The following is a 24,229-nucleotide window of genomic DNA, read 5'->3' as shown; positions in this document are numbered from 1 at the left end:
ATGAGTGACATTTTAATCGTTGACGATGAACGCGACATCCGCGAACTAATCTCGGATATCTTGCAGGATGAAGGCTATACCACCCGCGTTGCCGGCAATTCCGACGACGCGATGGCGCAAATCAACGCCGCCCCCCCGGCGCTGCTGATCCTCGACATCTGGCTGAAAGACAGCCGGATGGATGGCATCGACATCCTGAAAACCGTCAAGCGCGACAACCCGGATGTGCCGGTGGTGATCATTTCCGGCCACGGCAATATTGAAATCGCCGTCGCCGCGATCAAGCAGGGGGCGTATGATTTCATCGAAAAGCCCTTCAATATCGATCAGCTCATGGTCGTGATCCGCCGTGCGATGGAAACGTCACGCCTGCGTCGCGAAAACCTTGCGCTGCGCCGCAAGGATGTCACCACAGCCGAGATGATCGGCAGTTCCGCCGCCTTCCGAACGCTGCTTGGGCAGCTGGAAAAGGTGACCAAATCCAACGGTCGGGTCATGCTTTCAGGCCCCGCCGGCGTTGGCAAAGAGGTGGCCGCGCGCCATATCCACAGCAATTCCAACCGCGCCAGCGGGCCCTTTATAACCGTCGGCTGCGCCACCATCGAACCCGACCGGATGGAGGACGTGCTGTTCGGTCGCGAAACCCCCGAGCGCGGCATCGAACCCGGCCTGCTGGAGCAGGCGCACGGCGGCGTGATCTATTTTGACGAGGTCGCCGATATGCCGCAGGGCACTCAGGGCAAGATCCTGCGGGTGCTGGTCGATCAGCAGTTTCAGCGCGTTGGCGGCACCGACAAGGTCCGCGTCGATCTGCGCGTGATTTCCTCGACCAACCGCGATCTCGAGGTCGAAATCGCCGCCGGGCGTTTCCGTCAGGAACTGTTTCACCGGCTCAACGTGGTGCCGATCGCCGTGCCCTCACTCGAAGAGCGGCGCGAGGATATTCCGGTTCTGGCCTCCCATTTCATCGACATGTTCCACCGCACGCAGGGCCTGCCGCACCGCAGCCTGAACGAAGATGCTGTGGCGCTGATGCAAACGATGGTCTGGCCGGGCAACGTGCGCCAGTTGCGCAACCTGATCGAACGGGTGCTGATCCTCGGCGACGGCACCGGCCCGATCGAGGCGCGCGAATTTTCCGCCGAGGACGAGACAGGCGGCGATGACGGGCGCGTGGTGTTGACCGGCTCGCTGGCGACGCTGCCATTGCGCGAAGCGCGCGAGGTGTTCGAGCGCGAATACCTGCTGACCCAGATCAACCGTTTTGGTGGCAACATCAGCCGCACCGCCAATTTCGTCGGCATGGAGCGCAGCGCGCTGCACCGCAAACTGAAATCGCTGAATGTGGTGACCACCTCGAAATCCGGCGCCCGCGTCGCCCATATCGACAGCGAGGACGACGATCAGGAAGGCTGAGCCGCGTCAGCCCGGCGTCACGATCTGCCAGCTGCCATCCGCATTGCGGATCACGCAAGAGGTCGGCGCCAGCCGCGGCAGAACCGTCGTGACCGCCTTCGGCGCGGCGTTGGATATGGCGCTGCTGCATTGCGGCAGCTCGACCGGGGCATATCCCTTTTCGGCCATGCATTGCGCCTCGACCTTGTCACGCAGCCGTTTGTTGGCATCAACCGTATAGGTCTGCCCGCCCATGATCTCGACCGAGGTATAGCACCGCCCATGGCGGTCACAGACCGTGCGCGGAAAGGTCTGGATCGGTGTCGTGCGGATCTGTGTATTCACCGGCACCTTCGACAGGGCACTAACCTGACATTGGGTCAGGTCGCCGTCCATCTGCACCACGGCCACGCCGGGCTTGTGATACAGCGACAGCGGCGCACAACCGGTTGCGGCTGCGGTCAGACCAAGCGCAAGAAACAACGGCATACGGGACATTTGGGGCCTCCTTGTGTGCCGATAGACTGCCCCGCGCGGCGACGGATTACAATTCAATTGACCATCTTCTGGGCGCGTGCGATCCAAGGCACCTAAGACAGAGGATCGGGGATATGAAAGTCATCATCTGCGGTGCCGGTCAGGTCGGCTGGCAAATCGCGCGCCACCTGTCGGGCGAAAAGAACGATGTCACCGTGGTGGATAACAATCCCGACCTGGTGCGCCGGGCGACGGATACGCTCGACGTGCAGGGCATTGCCGGCTTTGCCAGCTACCCGGATGTGCTGGACCGGGCAGGGGCCCGCGACGCCGACATGATCATCGCCGCCACTTACTCGGACGAGGTCAACATGGTCACCTGTCAGGTGGCCCATTCTGTGTTCAACATCCCGCGCAAAATCGCCCGCCTGCGCTCGCAAAGCTATCTCACCGCGATCTACTCCGATCTCTACCGCCGTGATCACATGCCGATCGACGTGGTGATCAGCCCCGAACGCGAGGTGGCCGAGGCCGCGCTGCAACGTCTGGCCTCGCCCTCGGCCTTCGACACCGAAACATTTCTGGGCGGTCGGGCGAACCTGCTGGGCATCTCGATCGAAGAAGATTGCCCGGTGGTGAACACGCCGCTGCGCCAGCTGACCGATCTGTTTTCCACCCTGCGCGCCATCGTGGTGGGCATCCGCCGCGACGGGCGGCTGTTTGCCCCCGAAGCCCGCGATCAGATCTTTGTCGGCGATGAATGCTATATCTTTGCCGTCAACGAAGACATCCCCCGCACCATGGAGATCTTTGGCAAAACGGCCAAGAAACAGGAACGCGTGGTGATCATCGGCGGCGGGAACGTCGGTCTGGCCGTTGCCAAAGCGCTCGAGGATCGGGTCGACCGTGTCCGTGCCAAGGTGATCGAAAAGAACCGCAAGATCGCCGAACGTGCGGCGGATGCGTTGGAACGCACCATCGTGCTGAACGGTGACGGGCTGGATGCCGCCCTGCTGGCCGAGGCCAATATCAGCCGCGCCGATGCGGTGCTTTGCGTCACCGACGACGACAAAACCAACATGCTGGCCGCCGTCCGCGCCAAGGCCGAGGGGTGTCCGATGGCGATTGCCCTGATCAACGACCCGACGCTGGTGCCGATGATGGCCCCGCTGGGGATCGACGCCTATATCAACCCGCGCGCCACCACCGTCAGCTCGATCCTGCGCCACATTCGCCACGGTCGGGTGCGCGGCGTCTATTCCATCGGCGACGCCGAGGCCGAGATGATCGAGGCCGAAGTCCTGTCGACCTCGCCCATTGCCGGCCAACGGGTCCGCGACATCGATTTCCCCGAAGGCGTGCTGGTGGGCGGCATCCTCAAGGGCGACAAGGTGGTCAAACCCGCCGCTGACACCCGCATTGACGAAGGCGACGTGATCGCGCTGTTCTCGATGGCCTCTGACGTCCCCGAGGTCGAAAGGCTGCTCCAGGTCTCGATTGATTTCTTCTAAGCCATGAAACCCCGCATCCTCGACCAACCGCTGTTTCTGCTACTGACCGGGATCGGGGCCGCGGCGATGTTCGTGCCCGCCATCCATGCCTCGGTCCTGAACCAGCATCACGAGGCGCGGGCGTTCTTCTATTCCGGTGCCTTGGGGCTGTTTGTCGTGGCAATGGTGGCGCTGGCCATGTCGTCGCGCAACCGCAAACGCGGCGAGATGGGCAACCTTCTGGCGCTGTTCGCCTGTTTCAGCGTGCTGCCCGCCATGCTGGCCGTACCGTTTTACGAGGCGCTGCGCACCACCAGCTTCCTCAACGCCTATATGGAAATGGTCTCAAGCCTGACCACGACCGGCTCCACGCTCTTCGCCCCCGAACGCCTGTCGTCCACCCTGCATCTGTGGCGGGCACAGGTCGGCTGGATGGGCGGGCTGCTGATGTGGGTCGCGGCGGCGGCCATTCTCGCCCCGCTCAATCTGGGCGGGTTCGAGGTCACGGCCTCTGCCGAACCCGGCCAGTCCGAAACCCGCCACAGCCAGTTCGAGCGCGCGGACCCCCAACGCCGCATCATCCGCGTCACCGCGCAGCTGCTGCCGATCTATGCCGGGCTGACACTGGCGCTCTGGATCATGCTGGTGGCCGCAGGTGACAGGCCGCTGGTGGGTCTGTGCCACGCGATGTCCGTGATGGCCACCAGCGGTATTTCCCCCATCGGCGGCGTGCAAAACGCAGGCTCCGGCATGGCGGGCGAGGCGGTGATCGCGCTGTTCTTGCTGTTCGCCCTGTCGCGCCTGACCTTTTCCAGCGATACGATCACCACCGCCCGGCGCGGCATCCATCACGACCCCGAGTTCCGCCTTGGTATGCTGATCGTGATCGGCGTGCCGCTGGTGCTGTTCCTGCGCCACTGGCTGGCGTCCTATGGCGCGCAAGACGGGCAGGACGGCCTGCTGACCGCGCTGCGTGCCCTTTGGGGCGGGATCTTCACAACCCTGTCGGTCCTGACCACAACCGGGTTCGAAAGCGCCGACTGGACCACCGCGCGCGACTGGTCGGGGCTGACCACGCCGGGGCTGATCTTTCTGGGGCTGGCGCTGACCGGCGGCGGGGTGGCCACCACGGCGGGCGGGGTCAAACTGCTGCGGGTCTGGGCGCTCTACCTCAATGGTCTGCGCGAGATGGAGCGACTGGTCCACCCATCCTCGGTTGGGCGCGCCACCGGCCTGTCACGGCGGATCCGCAAACAGGGTGCCTATATCGCATGGATCTTCTTCATGCTGTTCGCCCTGTCGCTGGCCGCAGGCACCGTGGTATTTTCCGCCCTCGGCTCCAGCTTTGAAAATGCCATCATCCTGTCGGTGGCGGCGCTGTCCACCACCGGGCCGCTGATCTCGCTGGCGCCGGAAACCAAGATCGTGCTGGCTGATCTGGCAGGCTCTGCCAAACTCGTGTTCTGCGCCGTGATGGTGTTGGGACGGCTGGAAATGCTCGCGATCATCGCGCTTTTGACCAGCGATGTCTGGCGGCGCTAGACCTATGTCGTACACGCTCGGGTAACAGACTGATTTTTGGGCTGGAAACTCACCTCGCCGCGCGACATACTGCCCCACGAGGGCGAAGGGATGGCCGAGCCGCGGCCACCAGCAAGAACAAAGGTTATTTGAATGGCTTCCGACAAACAGAATCTTCAGGATGCATTTCTGAATCACACCCGGAAAACCAAAATTCCGGTGACGATATTCCTGATCAACGGCGTCAAATTGCAGGGCGTTATTACATGGTTTGACAATTTTTGCGTACTCTTGCGCCGTGACGGGCAGTCGCAGCTTGTTTACAAACATGCGATTTCCACGATCATGCCCTCGCAGCCGATCAACCTTTATGATGGCGAAGACAATAATTGATGACACATGAACGGGACGCCACCCGAGCCTGGGTGCTGCATCCCGAGATGAAATCCGACCAACACCGACGCCCGGCGCATTTTGCGCTGGACGAAGCCGTCGCTCTGGCCGCCGCCCTGCCGGAAATTGACGTTGTCGGCTCTGAAATCGTTCGCCTTCCCAAGGCCCATGCCGGGTATCTGTTCGGCAAAGGCAAGATCGCCGAGCTGAAGGACCGGATGAAGGCCGCCGAGGTCGATCTGGTGCTGGTCGATGGCACCGTCACCCCGGTGCAGCAGCGCAACCTGGAAAAGGAATGGGGCGTCAAGCTTCTGGACCGGACCGGGCTGATCCTCGAGATTTTCAGCGACCGCGCCCGGACCCGCGAAGGTGTGTTGCAGGTCGAAATGGCCGCCCTCAGCTATCAGCGCACCCGGCTGGTCCGCGCCTGGACCCACCTTGAACGCCAGCGTGGCGGGCTTGGCTTTGTCGGCGGCCCCGGCGAAACCCAGATCGAGGCCGACCGCCGCGCGATCGACGAACAACTCGTGCGCCTGCGTCGTCAGCTCGACAAGGTGGTGAAAACCCGCGAACTGCATCGCGCTGCGCGCGCCAAGGTGCCGTTTCCGGTGGTGGCTCTGGTTGGCTATACCAACGCTGGAAAATCCACGCTGTTCAACCGCCTGACCGGCGCCGATGTCATGGTCAAGGACATGCTCTTTGCCACCCTTGACCCGACCATGCGCCGCGTTGATCTGCCCCACGGCGGACCCGAGGTGATCCTGTCCGACACCGTGGGCTTCATCTCGGATCTGCCGACCGAACTGGTTGCCTCGTTCCGTGCCACCCTGGAAGAGGTGCTGGGCGCCGATCTGATCTGCCATGTGCGCGATATTTCGCATCCCGAAACCGAAGGGCAGGCGCGCAACGTCAACGACATCCTGACCTCTCTGGGGGTGAAATCCACCACCCCGATGATCGAGGTCTGGAACAAGATCGACCTGCTGCCCGAAGAGCAGCGCACCGCCATCGCCCAGCGGGCCGAGCGTGAAACCCAGGTCTTTGCCATCTCCGCGATCTCTGGCGAAGGCATTCCCGCGCTCATGGACGAGGTTACGCGCCTGCTGGAAAGCGAAACCCATATCAGCGAAATCGTGCTGCCCTTCGCCGAAGGCCGCAAACGCGCATGGCTGTTCGACCAAGACGTGGTCGAGGCCGAAACCCAGACCGAAGACGGCTTTGCCCTGACCCTGAACTGGACCGCACGACAGGAAAAACGCTTCCGCGAGATGTAAGACACGGGGCCACGACACCAACCGAGGCTGACAATGAAAGACGCCGCATTTCTTGAACTGGAACAGGCCCTTGGAACAACCACATCCGGGGATGCGTGCTGGTCATTATGCACCGACGCCTTTGCCGACATCGGCGTGAGCGGCATTGGCTACGGCGTCGTGCCCTTGCGGGGTGAAGCCGCAGCCATCGGCAACACGCAGGCCGTCTTCTTTCGCCACAGCTACGGCCCCGAGTGGGAAGCCACCTTTGGCGCCTCCGAGGTGCTGGACAATGACGTCACCGTCGATCTTCTCGCCGCCGGGCATTCCGAGGTCTTCTGGCACCAAACCCCAGAGGACGGGATCTCAGAGGCGCAGAAGCGTCAGTGGCACATCGAAGACGACCTTGGCATGGCCTTCGGAGTCAGCCTGCTGCTGGTCGATCCCCGGCTTGGCAGTGTCGCCTCGGGGCTGGGCCTGTGCATGAGCGATGTCGCGGGCAAGGATTTCGACCGCTACTGGCAAAGCTACGGCAGCACCGCCCGGCGCATGGCGCATACGCTGGATTACGCCATGCGCGGCATTGCGCGCGACGCTCTGGTTCAGCTCAGCCCGCGCGAAACCGATTGCCTGACCTATCTGGCGATCGGCCTGCGCCCGGATGAAATCGCCTTTCGCCTGCGGATCAGCCCGAAATCTTTGGAAAAATACGTGGCATCCGCCAAGGTCAAACTGCGCGCCCGCACCCGCGATCAGGCCGTCGCCAAGGCGCTGATGTTGGGCGCAATCCGCCCCTGAACAGCCCGATCAGATCGCGCCGGACTGGGGATTTTTCCCCAATCGACGCGACCACAACAATTTTGTATCGCTGCACGGTAATTGGTAAAATTTTAATTTCTGTTTCCCACCCCCCGGATCGTCCGTGAGTGGTTTTTTCCGGGGGGACATTTACCGCCCGCCCCGCCTTCACCTTCAGTCAGGGGTCAGATGGGTAATCCCCACCGCGGCTGCCCGCGCCAGACCGGCATCCAGTGACATCGGAATATATTCCCCGCGCCGCCACAGCTCTCCCAGATCGTCATAATGGCGTGACAGGAAATGCCCCGATTGCCCCGTCGCAGTGACAAAAACCGAACTGTCGGGATCGGCAAAATCATATACGCCGCGATACCCCGCCCCGTGCACATTCTCGAACGGGGCCTCGGGCGCGCCACTGGTCAACCCACGCATCAGCGTGTGATCGCCGCCGCTGGTCGACTGACGAATGTTCACGAAATAGCGCAGCAACGGCAGCTTGCCCAATACCGGATGGTCATGCGTCGCCTGATGCGCATCGCCCCAGCGCAGGCTTTCCAACGCCGGGCCATAGCGTTCGGTGATCCAGATCAGCGCATCATCCAGCGCCAGCCGCGCCATGTCGGTGCAAGTCTCCACCGGCGCACTCTGGATCACATCACACCACACCGCCGCACCGTCCACATCGCGATACACCCGCTCGATAAACAGCGGCTCGACATGCAGAAACTCATCCGCCAGTGGCCCCAGGTCGTCGCGGATCAGCCGATCCTGCAACGCCCGCAGCCACGCCGCATACAGCAGCGGCTCGGGCAGATGCTCGTTCATCTCGCCGTTCCAATCCGCCAACAGCGCCAACGCCCGCTGGCGCTGTGCCTCGGGCGTGCCCTTCGGGGCCGCCTCGCCGGTGAACCACAGATCGGCCCCGATCAGCGGCAACAGCGTGCGCGCCGCCGGGCTGACCGTGTCCAGCTGCGCCTCGATGAAACTGTCGCGCGTGTGCACCTGCCGCGATTGCATCAACCGCTGCCAGCGCAGAACCCGCTGGCTGTCGCCCCAGTCGAACGAGATGTGCAACGGAAACGGCCGATCGACGATCTTGTTGTTGGTATTGCCCAGAATGCCGCCCAAAGGCGCCACGAATTCTGGGTTCGCCGCATAAGACAAACGCCCCTGCCAGCGGTTTGCCTCGATCCATCCCGGCGAGGGCATCCGCCCCCGGCTTTGATGCGCCACCGACCGACGCGGCATCGCGCCGATGGTTTTCAGCGCGATCTGCGTCTTGTCCACCAGCGTCAGGTTCTGCGCTGGCGCGACAAAGCTTACCGTCGCCGCGATCGCCGCCTGAACCGTGCGCGCAGACATCAGCCCGATCCCGGCGCTCATCGTGGTGTCCTTCGGGCTCAGCGCGGTCCAGGCCAGCGCCGCCACATGCCCCGGCGGCGTGATGGCCTCCAGATTGTAATGCGTCCCCGGCAGAACCGGGCCATTGTCGGTCCAGCGCAGGGTCAGCGTGACCGGCTGCTCATCCTTGATCTGGATGATCGACTTGCGCGTCACGAACGGCTTGAACCCGTCCGGCGTGCGATATTCCTCGGGGTTTTCCGGGTTGATCTGCTCGATATAGACGTCCTGATCATCCACATAGGCCGAGGTAAGCGCCCAGCCCAGACTGTCTGACCGCCCCGACAGCACCGATGGAATCCCCGGTATCGTCGCGCCGATCACGCCGCCGCCCTGCAACTCCAGCCGCGCAAGATACCACATCGTCGGCGCGCTGAACCCCAGATGCGGGTCATTCGCCAGCAACGTCCCCCCCGAGGCCGACCTTGACGCCGCTGCCGCCCAGGCGTTCGACGCCCCGGCAAAGGCGCTGTGCCGGAACGGCGACAGCGGATGCTCCGGCAGCGCGACCGAGGCGGTAAACTGCGGCAAAGGGGCGTCGATCAGACTGGCATAGGCGGGCAGGGCGGCCACGCCGCTGCCCGGCGCATCCGGCAGCAGATCCGACAACCGCGCAAGGTCGGGCAGCAACAGCGAACTGCGCGCCCGCATCACTTCGGTCTCCAACTGCCCCGACATCTCCAGCGCCATCAGCTTGACCATGGCCAGCGAATCGGCGGGCTGCCAGAGGGCAATCGGCACGTCGAACAGGAACATCTCGGGCGCACCACGCCCCAGCGCATCCCGGTTGATCTCAGCCAGCCGCGCATTCACCCCGGCGGCATAGCCCTCAAGCGCCACAATCGTTTGCGCATCCTGAGCCGCCACCGATCTTTGCGCCAACGTGTACAGATCCAGCCGTCGCATCAGCTTGTCCACCGCCAAGGTGCGGGTGCCAAATACCTCGGACAGCCGCCCTTGCACCGTGCGGCGCATCGTCACCATCTGCCACAGCCGGTCCTGCGCATGGGCATAGCCCAGCCCGAAAAACACGTCCCGATCAGCCGCGCCAAAGATATGTGGCACATTGGCGTGATCGCGCACGATCTCGACCGGCGCGGACAGGCCCGCCACCTCCAGCGACTTGGAATAATCCGGCAACGACCGCGACGCCAGAAAATACACCGCCGCCACCGCCAGCGCCGTCAGAATGACCGTGCTGCCTGTCAGTCTCAACAGCCATCGGAATAGAAGCGCCATCTGAGTCCCCTGTTGACCCTTGCCTTTGCGGCGTTAGCTAGCCACAAACCTAGGGAAACACAAATGCAAGGGGGGCGATACAATGGCGAAACTGGCGTTTCTGGGGCTTGGCGTGATGGGATACCCGATGGCGGGGCACCTTCAGGCGGCGGGCCACACGGTCACGGTCTTCAACCGCACGGCGGCCAAAGCGGAAAAATGGGTGGCGCAACACGGTGGCGCGTCGGCTCCAACCCCGCGCGAGGCGGCCGCAGGGGCCGATTTCGTCATGGCCTGCGTTGGCAACGATGATGACCTGCGCTCGGTCTGTCTGGGCACGGATGGGGCCTTTGCGGGCATGGATAACGGCGCGATCTTTGTCGATCACACCACGGTCTCGGCCAAAGTCACGACCGAACTTTACGCCGCAGCCAAGGCACTAGGCGTGTCCTTCGTCGACGCGCCAGTATCAGGTGGGCAGGCGGGGGCCGAAAACGGCGTACTTTCCGTCATGTGCGGCGGCGACGATGCCGCTTATGCCAAGGCCGAACCGATGATTGACGCCTATGCGCGCATCTGCCGCCGCCTGGGCGACAGCGGTGCCGGGCAAATGACCAAGATGTGTAATCAGATAGCCATTGCCGGTCTGGTGCAGGGCCTGTCAGAATCGCTGCACTTCGCCGAAAAAGCAGGCCTCGACGGCGCCGCCGTGATCGAGGTCATCAGTCAGGGCGCTGCCGGAAGCTGGCAAATGTCCAACCGCTACAAAACCATGATCGAGGATCATTTCGAACATGGCTTCGCGGTCGATTGGATGCGCAAGGATCTGGATATCTGCCTGTCCACCTCGGACGAGATCGGCGCAACCCTGCCGGTCACCGCGCTGGTCGATCAGTTCTACAAAGACGTGCAGCAGATGGGCGGCGGGCGCTGGGATACCTCCAGCCTGATCAAGCGCCTGCGCGCGCTGTCCGCCTAAAACCGCTCGGCCACCTTGCCCTCAATGCGGCGAGGTGGCCGAAAACAGATGGATCACCAGGATCCCGCTCAGGATCATCGCCATGCCCAGCACCGCTGGCCAATCCAGCCGCTGACCAAATACCAGCAGGCCGATGACCGCGATCAGCACAATCCCCAACCCCGACCAAAGCGCATAGACAACCCCCACCGGCATCACCTTCAGTGTCAGTGACAACAACCAAAAGCTCAGCCCATAGGCCAGAACCACCAACACCGACGGCCACAGCCGGGTGAATTGCTGACTGGCCTGCAAGGCCGTCGTGCCAATGGTTTCGGCCGCGATCGCCAAAATCAAAATCAGATAAGTCTGCCCCATGTCCGTAAATCCTGTAAACCCAGTCTCAGGTCGCGACATACCAATCGCGGCGGTGATTGATGGCAATGGTCAGATTGACCACCAGCGATCCCAGCATGGAATACAACACCAGCGGCGCGTCAATCACCGCAAACGCCAGTCCGAACACACAGGCATCAAACAACAGCTGGGTATAGCCCGCCCGAAACCCGGTGCTATCCTGCAAATACAGCGCCAGAATGCCAACCCCGCCCAGACTTGCGCCGTGCCGGAACAGCGCAAGCAACCCCGCGCCGGTCATCATCCCAAAGATCACCGCGCCCACGCCCGGCTCCAGATAGGCAATCTGAAAATACGGCGGCAGCAGCGTTGAAAACGCCGACAATAACCCGACCGCGGCAAAGGTCTTGAGCGTGAACCGCAGCCCCATCCGCCGATACCCGAACCAGTAAAACGGCAGGTTGACCACGAAAAACACCGCACCAAAGCCATATCCGGTGACATAGCTCAACAACACCGCAAGGCCCGCCGTCTGCCCGGTCACCAACCCCATATGGGTCAGAATGGTCAACGCGGCGGCGGCCATGCCGCTGCCAAAGAGAATTCCCTGCGCATCGGCAAGGATGCTGTGGCGGTTCGGGGCCGGTTCATCTGTCGGCAAGGTGTCTGTGCTGCTCATGCCCCCGTTCTGCCGCACCGCGGCATCACGCGCCAGCCCCCGCGCGCATCGACCCTGTCAAAATCTCCTCAACGCGGCAATTCTGTCCGATCCTTGATCGCGTGCCCCAAGTCCCCGCCTGACCGCTCTGCGCCCGGTTTCTTTCTGATGAAAATACTCAAACCCACAGCACCACCATCACCGCGCCGCCAAAAGAAAACGGGGGCCGCCAAGCCCCCGCTTTAATCTCATACAGTGAACAGTCGGGATTACCCCGCCAGCGCCTTGTTCAGGTTCTCGTTGACCTTCTCAAGGAAGCCCATCGTGGTCAGCCAGCTCTGATCCGGCCCCACCAGCAGCGCCAAATCCTTGGTCATCGATCCCGCCTCAACGGTATCCACCACGGTTTTCTCCAGCGTATCGGCAAAGCGCATCAGAGCGGCATTGTCGTCCAGCTTGGCCCGGTGCTTCAGCCCCCCGGTCCAGGCAAAGATCGACGCGATCGAGTTGGTCGAGGTTTCCTCGCCCTTCTGGTGCTGACGATAGTGACGCGTCACGGTGCCGTGCGCCGCTTCTGCCTCGACGATCTTTCCGTCCGGCGTCATCAGTTGGCTGGTCATCAGACCCAGCGAGCCAAACCCCTGCGCCACGGTGTCCGACTGCACGTCGCCATCATAGTTCTTGCACGCCCAGACAAAGCCGCCGTTCCACTTCATGGCACAAGCGACCATGTCGTCGATCAGGCGGTGCTCATAGGTGATGCCCTTGGCTTTGAACTGCTCTTCGAACTCGGCCTCGAACACCTCCTGAAACAGGTCCTTGAACCGCCCGTCATAGGCTTTGAGGATGGTGTTCTTGGTCGACAGATACACCGGCCAGCCGATATTCAGACCATAGTTCAGCGACGCCCGCGCAAAATCGCGGATCGAGCTGTCGAGGTTATACATGCCCATCGCCACCCCGGCCTCAGGCGCGTCGTAAATGACTTTCTCGATCACCTGACCATCTTCGCCGACGAACTTCATCGTCAGCTGGCCCTTGCCAGGAAAGCGGAAATCGGTGGCCTTGTATTGATCGCCAAACGCATGGCGGCCGATCACGATCGGCTGGGTCCAACCGGGCACAAGCCGCGGCACGTTCTGGCAGATGATCGGCTGACGGAACACAACCCCGCCCAGAATGTTGCGGATCGTTCCGTTGGGCGACCGCCACATCTCTTTCAGGCCAAACTCTTCGACGCGCTGCTCGTCCGGGGTGATGGTCGCGCATTTGACGCCAACGCCATATGTCTTGATCGCTTCCGCCGCGTCGATGGTGATCTGGTCGTTGGTCTCATCGCGTGTTTCGATGCCCAGATCGTAATATTTCAGGTCAATATCCAGATAGGGCAGGATCAGCTTGTCCTTGATGAACTGCCAGATGATGCGGGTCATTTCGTCGCCGTCAAGTTCGACGACCGGGTTTTCCACCTTGATCTTGGACATGGGTCAGATCCTTCTGGGTATGGGTTGAAATGAGTCTCGCTGCGTCATAGCGCAAACCGGCTTCTCCGCATAGACGGTATGCAATCGCATACCGCACAAATTTAACGCAGGTCAGTCGCGGCCATATATCCGCTCGACCCGTTTCATCCACAGCATTGTGGCAAAGGCCACCGCTGACGCCGCGCCAATCCCCAACGACAAGGGCAGCGGCGTGCCATCAAACGCCAGCCCCACTGGAATGGCCAAAGCCGCCCCAAACACCGTGGCCACCGCGCCGCTGACGCTGGCCGCCATGCCGGCAATATGCCCCATTGGCTCCATCGTGATTGCGTTCAGATTGCCCAGTGTCAGACCGGTCTGGAAAAACACCGTCGTCTGCCAGGCCACGAACACAAAGAACATCCCGTCGGTGCCGAAAAAACCGCTCAGCCAGATCAGCGTCATCAGCGTCGAAAGCACCACCTGCGCCCCCAGCGCCACCGACGCCAGTTTCCGCATCCCGAACCGCATCACCAAGGCCGCGTTCAACAGGCTGGCGCTGCCCGACACCAGAGCGATCGCGGCGAACCAATAGGCAAAGCTGTCGGCCCGACCAAACACCGTGTCAAACACCGGCTGGATTACACTGATCGACATGAACAGCAGCGAAAAACAAAGCGTCTGTGCCAGAATTGCCAAACGCACGGTGTGGTGGGAAAACATCTCTTTGACCCCGTCCCACATCAGGCTCAACCGTAAGGGGCGCCGCGCCTCGGGCGGCAGGGATTCAGGCTGACGCAAGCCCAGCCACCCCGTCGACAGGATCGCAAACCCGATGAACGAGATGAAAATCCCGCGCCAGCCCGCGACCGCGATCACCGCCGACCCCAACAACGGCGCCACGGCGGGCACCAGCGTGAAGACCATCATCACAAAGGACATGATCCGCGCCATTTCACGGCCCGAATACAGGTCGCGCACAATCGCCATGCCCACAATCCGCGGCCCCGCAGCCCCCAATCCCTGCACAAACCGTGCGACCAGGATCATCTCCAGCCCCTGCGCCGAAAACGCCATCGCCGCACCGACAATATACAGCGCCGCCCCGGCCAGAATCACCGGCTTGCGCCCGAATGTGTCCGACAGTGGCCCGGTAAAGAACGTGCCCAATCCCATTCCCAGCACAAAACTGGTCAGGATTAACTGCGCCTTGTTCAGGTTGTCGGGGCTCAGCTCTGCCGCGATTTGGGGCAGGGCGGGCAGCATGGAATCAATGGAAAAGGCGACAGTGGCGAATAACATGGCCAGAAGGGCGATGAACTCGACACGGGACAGGGGCGCGCGTGCTGACATGGATGAGCTTTCAGGTGGTTACCTGTAGGCGCTAACACAGCCAAACCGGCGGGGCCAGACGGGGTTTCTACGGTATCCCGTCGGGTAAGGCGCGCACAGGCCTATGCCTCGGGCCGGTCATCCTCATTCGCGGCGCGTGGCTCTTCGCTGGCCTGATGATGCCCCAGCCGCGCCACCAACCACTCGGTATGTTCCTCGCGTTTGCGCATGGCAAAGGCGCCGAATTGCTGAATCGTGACGGCAAACACCCCAAGCCCGACGAAAATGAACACCGTCGTTCCGATCTTGCCCGCCACCGTCGCCGGCACCAGATTGCCATATCCCACCGTCGACAGCGTCACGACGGTGAAAAAATATGCGTCGATCCAGTCCCAGCCCTCGACATGATGAAAATAGATCGTGCCGCCGATCACGATCAGCATCAGCGATGCCAGTAAACTCAGAACCCTCAGCAATTGCACCCGATTACACCTGCTGCGCGACCATTTCGTCCATGACCTTCAGCCACAGCTCGGTCGGCTGCGCGCCGGGCACGGCATGCTGGCTGGCGACAATAAAGGTCGGCACCGCACTCACCCCCATCTCGCGCGCCGACACATCGCGGTCGCGGATCTCCTGCTCGTCCGAATCCGACTTCAGCAGGCGCTGCACCAGCGAGGCATCCATGCCACAGCTATCAGCGATGTCCGCCAGCACATCGTGGTCGCCAATATCGCGCCCCTCGCGGAAATAGGCCGCGAACAGCGCCGAAACCACCGCCGTCTGCCGCCCCTCGATCCCGGCCCAATGGATCAGCCGATGCGCATCCAACGTGTTGGGTGTGCGGTCCATCGCCTCGAAATTGATCTCAAGCCCCGCGTCCTGCGCATGTTGCGCGATCTGCGAATAAACCTTGATCGCCTTTTCCTTGCCGCCAAACTTGGCCTCAAGATAGGCCCGCCGATCAACGCCTTCGCGCGGCATCTCGGGGTTCAACTGAAACGGGTGCCATTCGATCACAAACGGATGGTCCGGCCGCGCCTCCAGCGCCCGGTCCAACTGTGTCTTACCGATATAGCACCAGGGACAGATCGGGTCTGACAGAATATCGAGCTTGACCGCTTTGTTCATGACATCATCCTCTTTTGCGCTTCTTAGGTAGTGGCCCAGCCCCGAAAGGAAAAGAAAAAAACCGGCTTTTCCTTACCCCGCCGGATACAGCGCCTTCAGCGCCCGGCGCGACAGCTTGCCATTGGGGTTGGTCGGCATCGCGTCGATCCGCACCCAAACCCGTGGTTGTTTGTACCGCGCCAATCGGTCCTCAGCATAGCGGCGCAAGCTGTCCTCGTCCAATGCCGCGTCCGAGGTGTAAAAGGCGGCGATGATCCGCGCATCCTCCTTCACCTCGATATCGGTCACGCCGACATCGCGCAGCCCCGGCGCATGATGCAGCACCGCCTCGACCTCCAGCGGCGACACCCGGTACCCGCCCGCATTCATCATGTCATCCACCCGCCCAAGATAGGCGATCTGCCCATCCTCGGCCATCGCGCCATGATCGCCGGTCAGAAACCACGCCCCCTGCATCCGCTCGGCGGTTTCCGCCTCGGCGCCGTAATATCCCAGCATCAGCCCCGGATCGCTGCGCGCAATCGCGATCGTGCCTTCCTGGCCGATCTCGACCGGGCCATCGTCGTCCACAATCGCCACCCGTCGCCCGACCTGAGGCCGCCCCAGCGTGCCCTGCGTCGCCAGCGCCGTCGGGCTGGCCGAGATGAAAGTGGAGCATTCCGACATGCCGTAAGCCTCGAAGATCAGCTTGCCACCCGTGGCTGCATTCCACTGCGCCCGGATGGTCTCTGACAGCTTTTCACCCGCCGACAGACCATGACGCAGATTTGGCAGGTCCAGCTTCGGGTGATGGTTCAACAGCTTGCGGTAAACCCCCGGTGCGGCTGCAAAAATCGTGGCGTCATTGGCTTTCAGAAGCTCTGGCAAGGCCTCGATCGCAACGCCCTCGGCCGGGATAAGCGCCGTCGCCCCCACGCTCCACGGGTCCATCAACCCGGTGCCCAGCGTATAGGTCCAGTTGAACGCCCCCGCATGTAACAGCCGGTCGTCACTGCGCAAGCCGCACCAACCATCATGCATCATCCGCCGCGCCCAGACCGCGCGATGGGCATGGCACACCGCCCGTGGATTGCCCGAGGTGCCAGAGGTGAAAATGATATATGCCAGCCGCTCCGGGTCGCCCATCGCATAATCCGCAGGCGGCAGATCGCGCATCGCCAGCAACTCGTCCGTGCCGATTACCGGCAGGCCGGTGTCGTCAGGGCAGGCCACCCCCGCATCGCGCAAGATCCCCGCAGGCGATAGCTGCGCCACCATCTTGGCCACCTCGGGCGCCGTCAGCATCGACGAGGTTGGCACCGGCACGATCCCCACCGCGATCGCCCCCAGATAGGCCAGCGGAAACTCCACCGTATTGCCCAGCCGCATCAGTAAAATATCACCGGGCCGAAACCCACGCGCCAGCAATCCCGCGCCGGTGCCCAGCACCGCCGCCTTCAGCCGGGCATAGCTCCAGATATCCGGCCCCGCCGGTGACAGTACCGCCAGCGCTGTCTTCTCAGGCAACGCATCGGCACAGCCCAGCACATAGGCGGCCATATTGAACGGGACGGGGCAGGGCGCGGGGGCACCGCGATCAAAAACAGCAAGCATGCCCCCGATCTACGCCGCCATCAGGGGGCTTGCAAGCCGCCTTCAGAACCAGCCCTGAACCCGACGCGCCCCGCCGGAAATATCCTGCCCGACACCATCAACCGTGGCGCACCCTGCCACAAAACTCACGATCAGAACCAAAAACAGTTTTTTCATCTCGCTCACTCCTCAGACCACCAGACATCTGGCATCCACCCGGTCCGGTCCCCATAGATCGGGGTATGGTCCGGGAATTTCAATCCCTTACGATGCGCAATCCGGTCCGGTCCAGTGCCCCAGATCGGAATCACATAACGCCCCGCCATCAGCACGCGGTCAAGGGCCCGCGCCGCATCGGTGAATGCCGCACGGTCCTGCGCTGCCAAAAGCGCCTCGATCATCGCATCCGCCGCCGGGTCGGTCATGCCCATCAGGTTGCGTGATCCCGGCTGATCCACCGTCGCAGCCCCCCAATACAGCTTTTGCTCATTGCCGGGGCTCAGCGACAGATCCCGCCGGATTGGCATCATGTCGAAATCCTGCGCCGCCTCGCGCGCTGCATATTGCGCGTTGTCCACCGCCCGCACCGTCATCGTGATCCCCAGCCGCTCCAACGCGGCGCGGTAAATCTCCATCACCGACTGGCCGGTCTTGTCGCCCTGCCGCAGCAGCACTTCGAACGTGAACGGCGTGCCCGCACCGTCGACCAGGCGGCCCTCGACCACGTGCCACCCCGCCGCTTTCAACAACGCCACCGCCTCGCGCAGGTCGCGCCGGTTGCGCGGCGCGGCATCGCCCTTGGGCAGGGCAATCCCTTCCAGCGTGCCGGGCGGCAGCTGCGCCGCAAAGGGCAGCAACAGATCGCGCACGGCGCCTTCGGCCGGGCCGGGGCGCATCCCCAAGTCCGAGTTGCTGAAATATGACGCGATCCGCGCCTGCCGCCCGCCCGTCACCGTGCCGTTGATATAGGGAAAGTTGAACGCCAAAATCAGCGCCTGCCGCACTCGCCAATCGGCAAGCTGCGCCCGCCGTGTGTTCATCACATATCCGGTCATCCCGGTCGGGCGCTGATGGGAAATCTCGGATTTCACCACATCGCCCGCGCTCACCGCCGGAAAATCATACTGCGCTGCCCACTTTTCGGCATTGGTCTCGCGGTAAAAATTCAGCGTGCCCGCCTTGAACGCCTCGAACAGCACGCCCTCGTCGCCGAAATACTCGATCCGGATTTCATCCAGATTGTTCATCCCCCGCCGCAACGGCAGATCCTTGCCCCAATAATCGGGGTTGCGCCGCAGGGTCACATGATGGCCCTGCTCGAAATCGCTGACCACATAGGGCGCGCTGCCCACCGGCCTGTCGTGGATCGAGGAGGCGGCGAAATCCTTGCCCTCCCATCCCGCTTTTTTCAGGATCGGCCGCATCCCGGCAATCAGCGCCAGCTCGCGGTCGGGCACGGTAAAGGTGATCCGCAAGCTGCGCGGCCCGGTCTGATCAATCGCCGCCACCTGCCGGGCAAACCCCAGATACCGCGGATGCCCCTCACGCCCCAGAATGTCATAGGACCACAGCACATCCTCGATCGTCACCGGGCTGCCATCCGAGAAACGCGCGCCTTCGCGCAGGGTGAATTCCACCCAAGTGCGGTCCTCGGCCACCTCCACCGATTCGGCCAAAAGACCGTAAAGCGTGAACGGTTCGTCCAGACTGCGCCCCATCAGCGATTCGTAGGCCAGAAACCGCAACTGCCAGGGCGCGGTCCCTTTCAGGATAAACGGGTTGAGCGAATCGAATCCCCCCGTCGATCCCTCGATCAACCGCCCGCCCACCGGCGCATCGGGGTTGGCATAGGGCAGGGACACAAAATCCGGTGGTAGCGCCGGGCTGCCGTACATAGCTATGCCATGCGCAGGGTCAGACCGACCAACAGAGCCCAACAAAACAAGTGCCAATCCAAGGCTGGCCGTCCTCACGGGGCGGAAAATATCTGATCCCATATCGGCAACAATCCTGCTCTGCTCTTTTTTTCTTGACGCTCAGACTAACGCCGGATTCATGCCTTTTCAAACTTTTAGCTTGGAAGCGCGCGGCAGATTGCTTATAAAGACCTCACTGCTCGATAGGTTTCTTGCCTGTATGAAACCTGCCTCAATAACTTAACGCCAGCTTCGTGCTGGCGTTTTTTTTTGCATCCATCACTGGCACTCTATGCTATTTGCCACAGGTAATGCTGCAAGTGCATAATGGATCACAGGAGAACACCATGTCGTTGAAAGGCAAAACCGCCATCATCACCGGATCGAATTCCGGGATCGGTCTGGGCGTCGCGCGCGAACTGGCGCGAGCGGGGGCCGATGTGGTGCTGAACTCTTTCACGGATCGCGACGAAGATCACGCGCTGGCGGCCGAAATCGGCGCCGAATTCGGCGTCACCGCGCGCTATATCAAAGCTGACATGTCCAAAGCCGCGGAATGCCGCGCACTGGTCGAACAGGCGGGAAGCTGCGATATTCTGGTGAACAACGCGGGCATTCAGCACGTTGCTCCGATCGACGAGTTCCCGACCGAGAAATGGGATGCGATCATCGCCATCAACATGTCCTCGGCGTTTCACACCACCGCTGTCGCACTGCCGATGATGCGCAAGGCCGGATGGGGCCGGGTGGTCAACATCGCCTCGGCCCACGGGCTGACAGCGTCGCCGTTCAAATCCGCCTATGTCGCCGCCAAACACGGCGTTGTCGGCCTGACCAAAGTGACTGCCCTGGAAACCGCGGAAGAGCCGATCACCTGCAACGCGATCTGCCCCGGATACGTCCTGACCCCGCTGGTCGAGGCGCAGATCCCCGACACGATGGAAAAATACAACATGGGCCGCGAAGAGGTGATCAAGAAGGTCATGCTCGAACGTCAACCCTCGCGCGAATTCGCCACGGTCGAGCAGCTGGGCGGCACCACCGTTTTCCTGTGCTCAGAGGCCGCGACCCAGATCACCGGCACCACCATCAGCGTCGATGGCGGCTGGACCGCACTTTAATTGGCGGCGCAGGGGGGCTGTCTGCCCCCCATGTTCAAAACCTTCGGATTTTGAACGCCCCCCGAGAGTATTTTTGTCAGAAAGAAGCAGGGGAAGAACATGGCGGTAAAGAAGCGGATCAATCTGGCGCTTCAGGGGGGCGGTGCCCACGGTGCCTTCACCTGGGGCGTTCTGGACCGACTGCTGGAAGAACCCGAGATCGAGATTTCGGGAATTTCCGGCACCTCTGCCGGGGCAATGAACGGCGCGGCGCTGAAATCGGGCTGGATCGACGGCGGGGCCGAGGGCGCGCGCGAACGTCTGGACTGGCTCTGGAGCAAGCTTGGGTCGGTGCATGACATGCGGATGACCACGTGGCTGGCAGGATTTGTGCCCGACACCAGTTTTCTGGATACCGCGCTGGAATATTCGCTGCCCTACACCTTTGCCGATTCCGTCGCGCGGATGACCTCGCCCTATGCGTTCGGGCCGTTCTACAAGAACCCGCTGCGCGCCGTGGCCGAGGCATTTGAGTATGACAAGGTCTGCGCCGAACATGGCCCGCGCCTGTTTATCGGTGCGACCAACGTGCGCAGTGGCAAGATCCGGGTGTTTTCCGGCTCTGAAATCTCAACCGACGTGCTTCTGGCCTCGACCTGTCTGCCGACGTTGTTTCAAGCGGTCGAGATCGACGATGCCGCCACCGGCGAGACCGAAGTGTATTGGGATGGCGGCTATACCGGTAATCCGGCGCTGTTCCCGCTGTTCGATCGCGACCTGCCCGATGACATCCTGATCGTCAACATCAACCCGCTTGAGCGCGCCGAGGTGCCCGTGACCCCGCAGCAGATCCAGAACCGGATCAACGAGATCAGCTTCAATTCGTCGTTGCTGCGCGAATTGCGGGTGATTTCCTATGCGCAGCGGATCGGGGCAAAGAAGACTGGTAAGCAAGCAGACCGGATGGCGCAGATCAACATGCATATGATCGCCGATGATGTTCTGATGAATGACCTGTCAGTGACCACCAAGATGATGCCCAGCCCGTTCCTTCTGGTGCGGATGAAAGAGGCCGGACGGGTCGCCGCCGATGCCTTTCTCGAGGCGCACCTTGGCGATATCAACAGGCGCGGCACCATTGATCTTGAAGAGATGTTCGGCTGAGGCCGACGACTGCCCGCTTGGCCGGTTTTACCGCTTAGCGGGCCGCCGCACTGCCCTTGACCGGTTTCTACGGGTCCTTGGCATTGGGATAGACCAGCCCGGCCGAAATCACCAGTTTGGCCGCATCTTCGACCGTCATATCCAGCTCGATCACGTCCTCTTGCGCTACGTACAGCAAAAACCCCGAGGTCGGGTTTGGCGTGGTCGGGACAAAGATGCTCATCAGCTTCTCCCCGGTTCTTGCATGCGCGGCGATCTCGCCCTTGGCTTCGGTCGAGACAAACCCGATCGCCCAGATCCCCTTGCGCGGATATTCGATCAGGCAGGCCTTCTCGAACGAACGTTCAGACTGGGCAAACACCGTTTCGGCAATCTGCTTCGCCCCGGAATAGATCGAGCGCACGACCGGCATCCGGTCCACCAGCGACTCGGCCCAGCGGATCAGGGACCGCCCCAACAGCCCTTTGGCAATCCAGCCCATGAGAATGGTGAAAAACAGGAAAAAGATGATCCCGACACCGCGCAGGTTGATGCCGATGTATTTTTCAGGCTGAAAGGTTTCCGGAACCAGCGGCAGAACCACGCCGTCAACCCAGCCCGCAAGCGCCCACACCAGCCAGATGGTCAGCCCAACCGGCATGATTACCACCAGACCGGTCAGAAAGCTTGAGCGCAGCCGGGCAAACAGCCCCGGCCGCCGCAATGAAATGTCTTCCGAAGAACGCTTGGTCATGACTGTGAGAGGCTTTCGCGCAGGTATTGCCGCTGCAACTTAGGGGCTTTGCACAGACGCTACAATGGGCGCCCGTGCGCTAGTGCGCCGATTGCGGGGAATTGACCAGTTCGGTGGCGATCGCCGCCGCCAGACGCGCATTGTTCAGCACCAGCGCGATATTGGCCTCCAATGATCGCCCGCCGGTCAGGTCGAAAATCCGTTGCAGCAAGAACGGCGTGACCGCTTTGCCGGAAATGCCCATCGCGGCGGCATCCCTGGTCGCCTGGGCGATAACGGGGGCCATCTCGGCCTGGCTGATTTCGGCGCTGGCGGGGATCGGGTTGGCAACCAGCTGCCCGCCGGGCAGCTCAAGCGCCACGCGCATCTGGTGTGCTGCCGCGATCTCGGCGGCGCTGTTCATCCGCAGCGGCGCGGGCAGCTCGGATGTGGCCGACCAGAACGCCGGAAAGCTGTCCTGACCATAAGCGATCACCGGCACCCCCAGCGTCTCCAGAACCTCCAGCGTTTTGGGCAGGTCCAGAATGGCCTTGGCGCCCGCCGCAACCACCGTCACCGGGGTTGCCGCCAGTTCGTAAAGATCGGCCGAAATGTCAAAGGTCTGCTCGGCGCCCTGATGCACGCCGCCAATGCCGCCGGTGGCAAATACCGCAATGCCCGCCCGCGCCGCCGCAATCATGGTCGAGGCAACAGTCGTGGCCCCGGTGCCGCCCGTGGCCATGCAGGCCGCCAGATCGGCACGGCTCAACTTGGCCACGCCCTTGGCGCGTGCCAACCCTTCCAGCTCGGGATCGGTCATGCCCACATGCAACCGCCCCTCCAGCACCGCAACGGTTGCAGGAACGGCCCCCGCGCTGCGCAGCTCAGCCTCGACCCGGCGGGCGGTCTCAAGGTTTTGCGGAAACGGCATGCCATGGGTGATGATCGTGCTTTCCAACGCGACAACCGGGCGGTTTTCGAACAGGGCCGTGGCCACTTCGGGCGACAGGGTGATCATGCGGGGGGTTCTCCTGCGACATAGGTTGCGGCGGCCTGCAAGGCGCGGTTCAGCGCCGCCTCGTGCGGCATGCCGCTGATTTCAGCAGCCATGTGGGCTGCCATGAAGGTGTCGCCCGCGCCGGTGACCCGTGTCACCAGAACCTCGGGCGGGCAGGCACTGATCACGCCCGCTGCGCTTGCATCACTGGCCGACCGTCCGCCATCCGTCACCAAGGCGCGCGCGGCCCCGCGACTGACCAACCCCACCGCTGCGGCCTCCGAGGTGTCAAACACCTGCTGGCACAGCAGCCCGGCTTCTTCCAGATTGACATACAGCATGGCGCGCGGATGACGCAGAAACGGCAGCAACCGCTCGGCCTTCCCCGGAGAGGCCGGAGCCACCCGCAGATCCGCCGCCGCAAACGCCGCGCTGACCGCGATTTCTTCCAGCAAGGCCGGGGTCAGATTGCCATCCAGCGCCACCCGCCCGGCATAGGGCCGCTCGACCGATCCAAGCACGCCACCCGTCAGTGGCTGCAGAATCTTCGACCCCGCCGCCTCCAGCGAATGGGCATCCGCGATCGCCGCGATCAACCCGTTGGTCCCTTCGACCGCCATATACACATCTGTCGGTAAATCTTCAGACCGATAGGCAAGCTGCGTGTCGACGCCCAACCGCTCGCAGGCCGCGATCAGCTCTTCGCCCTCGACGTCCCGCCCGATCGCGGTCAGAACCCTGGGCCGCAGCCCGAACCGCCCCAGCGCCATGGCGATATTCATCGCGACGCCCCCGGGCAACCGGGTGATCCGCCCCGGCACATCCGACCCATGTCGCATCGGGCTAGGTGCCCGCCCGATCACGTCCCACAGCACCGATCCGATGCACAAAATATCCGTTTGCTCGCTCATGCCACCGTCTTG

23 protein-coding genes are annotated in these 24,229 nt (G+C 62.5%); 9 read left to right on the top strand and 14 right to left on the bottom strand.

Annotated features, from left to right (window positions below; genetic code table 11):
* Window positions 1–1,416: a nitrogen assimilation response regulator NtrX gene (gene ntrX, locus BSF79_RS01580; RefSeq protein WP_090267428.1), complete on the top strand. Its 1,416-nt coding sequence runs from the start codon at window positions 1–3 to the stop codon at window positions 1,414–1,416.
* A 6-nt stretch (window positions 1,417–1,422) separates the two neighbouring features.
* On the opposite strand, the gene BSF79_RS01575 is transcribed toward ntrX, so the two are convergent.
* Entirely contained in the window at window positions 1,423–1,893 is a 471-nt protein-coding gene (locus tag BSF79_RS01575) for a hypothetical protein (protein ID WP_090267425.1), read from the bottom strand.
* 113 nt (window positions 1,894–2,006) lie between these two features.
* Here BSF79_RS01575 and trkA point away from each other — a divergent pair, with 113 nt between their 5' ends.
* The 5 genes from trkA (at window position 2,007) to BSF79_RS01550 (ending at window position 7,327) form a co-directional block, all read left to right on the top strand.
* Entirely contained in the window at window positions 2,007–3,383 is a 1,377-nt protein-coding gene (gene trkA / locus BSF79_RS01570) for a Trk system potassium transporter TrkA (RefSeq protein WP_090267420.1), read from the top strand.
* A gap of 3 nt (window positions 3,384–3,386) precedes the next feature.
* On the top strand, window positions 3,387–4,904 hold the full coding sequence (locus BSF79_RS01565) for a TrkH family potassium uptake protein (protein WP_090267417.1): 1,518 nt from the start codon (window positions 3,387–3,389) through the stop codon (window positions 4,902–4,904).
* 132 nt (window positions 4,905–5,036) lie between these two features.
* The gene (gene hfq / locus BSF79_RS01560; RefSeq protein ID WP_090267414.1) at window positions 5,037–5,276 is read left to right on the top strand and encodes an RNA chaperone Hfq; all 240 of its coding nucleotides are present in this window, start codon (window positions 5,037–5,039) and stop codon (window positions 5,274–5,276) included.
* A complete protein-coding gene (hflX, locus tag BSF79_RS01555; protein WP_090267410.1) occupies window positions 5,276–6,550 on the top strand; it encodes a GTPase HflX in 1,275 nt (424 codons plus the stop codon). Before hfq ends, hflX begins: the two co-directional genes overlap by 1 nt.
* Window positions 6,551–6,583: 33 nt before the next feature.
* The gene (locus BSF79_RS01550; protein WP_090267406.1) at window positions 6,584–7,327 is read left to right on the top strand and encodes a helix-turn-helix transcriptional regulator; all 744 of its coding nucleotides are present in this window, start codon (window positions 6,584–6,586) and stop codon (window positions 7,325–7,327) included.
* 174 nt (window positions 7,328–7,501) lie between these two features.
* Here BSF79_RS01550 and BSF79_RS01545 read toward each other — a convergent pair whose 3' ends face one another.
* The gene (locus BSF79_RS01545) at window positions 7,502–9,967 is read right to left on the bottom strand and encodes a penicillin acylase family protein (RefSeq protein WP_090267403.1); all 2,466 of its coding nucleotides are present in this window, start codon (window positions 9,965–9,967) and stop codon (window positions 7,502–7,504) included.
* 82 nt (window positions 9,968–10,049) lie between these two features.
* On the opposite strand from BSF79_RS01545, the gene BSF79_RS01540 reads away from it, so the two are divergent.
* Window positions 10,050–10,925, top strand: coding sequence for an NAD(P)-dependent oxidoreductase (locus BSF79_RS01540; protein WP_090267399.1), 876 nt, complete (start codon window positions 10,050–10,052; stop codon window positions 10,923–10,925).
* A gap of 21 nt (window positions 10,926–10,946) precedes the next feature.
* On the opposite strand, the gene BSF79_RS01535 is transcribed toward BSF79_RS01540, so the two are convergent.
* From BSF79_RS01535 to BSF79_RS01495, 9 genes are all read right to left on the bottom strand, one after another.
* The gene (locus BSF79_RS01535; protein WP_090267396.1) at window positions 10,947–11,282 is read right to left on the bottom strand and encodes a DMT family transporter; all 336 of its coding nucleotides are present in this window, start codon (window positions 11,280–11,282) and stop codon (window positions 10,947–10,949) included.
* Between the two features lie 25 nt (window positions 11,283–11,307).
* Window positions 11,308–11,940: a YitT family protein gene (locus BSF79_RS01530; protein ID WP_090267393.1), complete on the bottom strand. Its 633-nt coding sequence runs from the start codon at window positions 11,938–11,940 to the stop codon at window positions 11,308–11,310.
* 248 nt (window positions 11,941–12,188) lie between these two features.
* Window positions 12,189–13,403, bottom strand: coding sequence for an NADP-dependent isocitrate dehydrogenase (locus BSF79_RS01525; RefSeq protein ID WP_090267386.1), 1,215 nt, complete (start codon window positions 13,401–13,403; stop codon window positions 12,189–12,191).
* A 111-nt stretch (window positions 13,404–13,514) separates the two neighbouring features.
* Entirely contained in the window at window positions 13,515–14,735 is a 1,221-nt protein-coding gene (locus tag BSF79_RS01520; RefSeq protein WP_090267383.1) for a multidrug effflux MFS transporter, read from the bottom strand.
* A gap of 101 nt (window positions 14,736–14,836) precedes the next feature.
* Window positions 14,837–15,196, bottom strand: a complete 360-nt coding sequence (locus BSF79_RS01515) for a potassium channel family protein (RefSeq protein WP_090267380.1) — start codon at window positions 15,194–15,196, stop codon at window positions 14,837–14,839.
* Window positions 15,197–15,200: 4 nt separating this feature from the next.
* Entirely contained in the window at window positions 15,201–15,845 is a 645-nt protein-coding gene (locus BSF79_RS01510; RefSeq protein WP_090267375.1) for a DsbA family oxidoreductase, read from the bottom strand.
* A gap of 72 nt (window positions 15,846–15,917) precedes the next feature.
* A complete protein-coding gene (locus BSF79_RS01505) occupies window positions 15,918–17,438 on the bottom strand; it encodes a class I adenylate-forming enzyme family protein (RefSeq protein ID WP_090267371.1) in 1,521 nt (506 codons plus the stop codon).
* A gap of 42 nt (window positions 17,439–17,480) precedes the next feature.
* Window positions 17,481–17,594, bottom strand: a complete 114-nt coding sequence (locus tag BSF79_RS01500) for an entericidin EcnA/B family protein (protein WP_090267368.1) — start codon at window positions 17,592–17,594, stop codon at window positions 17,481–17,483.
* 5 nt (window positions 17,595–17,599) lie between these two features.
* Window positions 17,600–19,414, bottom strand: a complete 1,815-nt coding sequence (locus BSF79_RS01495) for an extracellular solute-binding protein (RefSeq protein ID WP_090267365.1) — start codon at window positions 19,412–19,414, stop codon at window positions 17,600–17,602.
* A 266-nt stretch (window positions 19,415–19,680) separates the two neighbouring features.
* Here BSF79_RS01495 and BSF79_RS01490 point away from each other — a divergent pair, with 266 nt between their 5' ends.
* Both BSF79_RS01490 and BSF79_RS01485 read left to right on the top strand, forming a co-directional pair.
* Entirely contained in the window at window positions 19,681–20,454 is a 774-nt protein-coding gene (locus tag BSF79_RS01490; RefSeq protein WP_090267851.1) for a 3-hydroxybutyrate dehydrogenase, read from the top strand.
* Window positions 20,455–20,553: 99 nt separating this feature from the next.
* Entirely contained in the window at window positions 20,554–21,597 is a 1,044-nt protein-coding gene (locus BSF79_RS01485) for a patatin-like phospholipase family protein (protein ID WP_090267361.1), read from the top strand.
* Window positions 21,598–21,664: 67 nt separating this feature from the next.
* Here BSF79_RS01485 and BSF79_RS01480 read toward each other — a convergent pair whose 3' ends face one another.
* The 3 genes from BSF79_RS01480 to BSF79_RS01470 form a co-directional block, all read right to left on the bottom strand.
* Window positions 21,665–22,330 (bottom strand): DUF502 domain-containing protein, encoded by a 666-nt coding sequence (locus tag BSF79_RS01480; protein ID WP_090267358.1) that lies wholly within the window; start codon window positions 22,328–22,330, stop codon window positions 21,665–21,667.
* A gap of 79 nt (window positions 22,331–22,409) precedes the next feature.
* Window positions 22,410–23,327: a pseudouridine-5'-phosphate glycosidase gene (locus BSF79_RS01475; protein ID WP_090267355.1), complete on the bottom strand. Its 918-nt coding sequence runs from the start codon at window positions 23,325–23,327 to the stop codon at window positions 22,410–22,412.
* Window positions 23,324–24,217, bottom strand: coding sequence for a PfkB family carbohydrate kinase (locus tag BSF79_RS01470; protein ID WP_090267351.1), 894 nt, complete (start codon window positions 24,215–24,217; stop codon window positions 23,324–23,326). The genes BSF79_RS01475 and BSF79_RS01470 overlap by 4 nt, the downstream gene beginning before the upstream one ends.
* Window positions 24,218–24,229 lie beyond the last annotated feature (12 nt).

It is taken from the genome of Thalassovita taeanensis (assembly GCF_900110775.1).
Taxonomy (GTDB): Bacteria; Pseudomonadota; Alphaproteobacteria; order Rhodobacterales; family Rhodobacteraceae; genus Litorimicrobium; species Litorimicrobium taeanense.
This window is presented reverse-complemented; position numbering and strand designations above follow the sequence as displayed.

Bases quoted from the DNA above. Each gene is read 5' to 3' on its own strand.
- BSF79_RS01530 (WP_090267393.1), bottom strand. From the start codon at position 11,940: ATGAGCAGCACAGACACCTTGCCGACAGATGAACCGGCCCCGAACCGC.
- BSF79_RS01505 (WP_090267371.1), bottom strand. From the start codon at position 17,438: ATGCTTGCTGTTTTTGATCGCGGTGCCCCCGCGCCCTGCCCCGTCCCG.
- ntrX (WP_090267428.1), top strand. From the start codon at position 1: ATGAGTGACATTTTAATCGTTGACGATGAACGCGACATCCGCGAACTA.
- BSF79_RS01510 (WP_090267375.1), bottom strand. From the start codon at position 15,845: ATGAACAAAGCGGTCAAGCTCGATATTCTGTCAGACCCGATCTGTCCC.
- hflX (WP_090267410.1), top strand. From the start codon at position 5,276: ATGACACATGAACGGGACGCCACCCGAGCCTGGGTGCTGCATCCCGAG.
- trkA (WP_090267420.1), top strand. From the start codon at position 2,007: ATGAAAGTCATCATCTGCGGTGCCGGTCAGGTCGGCTGGCAAATCGCG.
- BSF79_RS01470 (WP_090267351.1), bottom strand. From the start codon at position 24,217: ATGAGCGAGCAAACGGATATTTTGTGCATCGGATCGGTGCTGTGGGAC.
- BSF79_RS01475 (WP_090267355.1), bottom strand. From the start codon at position 23,327: ATGATCACCCTGTCGCCCGAAGTGGCCACGGCCCTGTTCGAAAACCGC.
- hfq (WP_090267414.1), top strand. From the start codon at position 5,037: ATGGCTTCCGACAAACAGAATCTTCAGGATGCATTTCTGAATCACACC.
- BSF79_RS01550 (WP_090267406.1), top strand. From the start codon at position 6,584: ATGAAAGACGCCGCATTTCTTGAACTGGAACAGGCCCTTGGAACAACC.
- BSF79_RS01575 (WP_090267425.1), bottom strand. From the start codon at position 1,893: ATGTCCCGTATGCCGTTGTTTCTTGCGCTTGGTCTGACCGCAGCCGCA.
- BSF79_RS01480 (WP_090267358.1), bottom strand. From the start codon at position 22,330: ATGACCAAGCGTTCTTCGGAAGACATTTCATTGCGGCGGCCGGGGCTG.
- BSF79_RS01520 (WP_090267383.1), bottom strand. From the start codon at position 14,735: ATGTCAGCACGCGCGCCCCTGTCCCGTGTCGAGTTCATCGCCCTTCTG.
- BSF79_RS01540 (WP_090267399.1), top strand. From the start codon at position 10,050: ATGGCGAAACTGGCGTTTCTGGGGCTTGGCGTGATGGGATACCCGATG.
- BSF79_RS01485 (WP_090267361.1), top strand. From the start codon at position 20,554: ATGGCGGTAAAGAAGCGGATCAATCTGGCGCTTCAGGGGGGCGGTGCC.
- BSF79_RS01525 (WP_090267386.1), bottom strand. From the start codon at position 13,403: ATGTCCAAGATCAAGGTGGAAAACCCGGTCGTCGAACTTGACGGCGAC.
- BSF79_RS01490 (WP_090267851.1), top strand. From the start codon at position 19,681: ATGTCGTTGAAAGGCAAAACCGCCATCATCACCGGATCGAATTCCGGG.
- BSF79_RS01565 (WP_090267417.1), top strand. From the start codon at position 3,387: ATGAAACCCCGCATCCTCGACCAACCGCTGTTTCTGCTACTGACCGGG.
- BSF79_RS01500 (WP_090267368.1), bottom strand. From the start codon at position 17,594: ATGAAAAAACTGTTTTTGGTTCTGATCGTGAGTTTTGTGGCAGGGTGC.
- BSF79_RS01495 (WP_090267365.1), bottom strand. From the start codon at position 19,414: ATGGGATCAGATATTTTCCGCCCCGTGAGGACGGCCAGCCTTGGATTG.
- BSF79_RS01535 (WP_090267396.1), bottom strand. From the start codon at position 11,282: ATGGGGCAGACTTATCTGATTTTGATTTTGGCGATCGCGGCCGAAACC.
- BSF79_RS01545 (WP_090267403.1), bottom strand. From the start codon at position 9,967: ATGGCGCTTCTATTCCGATGGCTGTTGAGACTGACAGGCAGCACGGTC.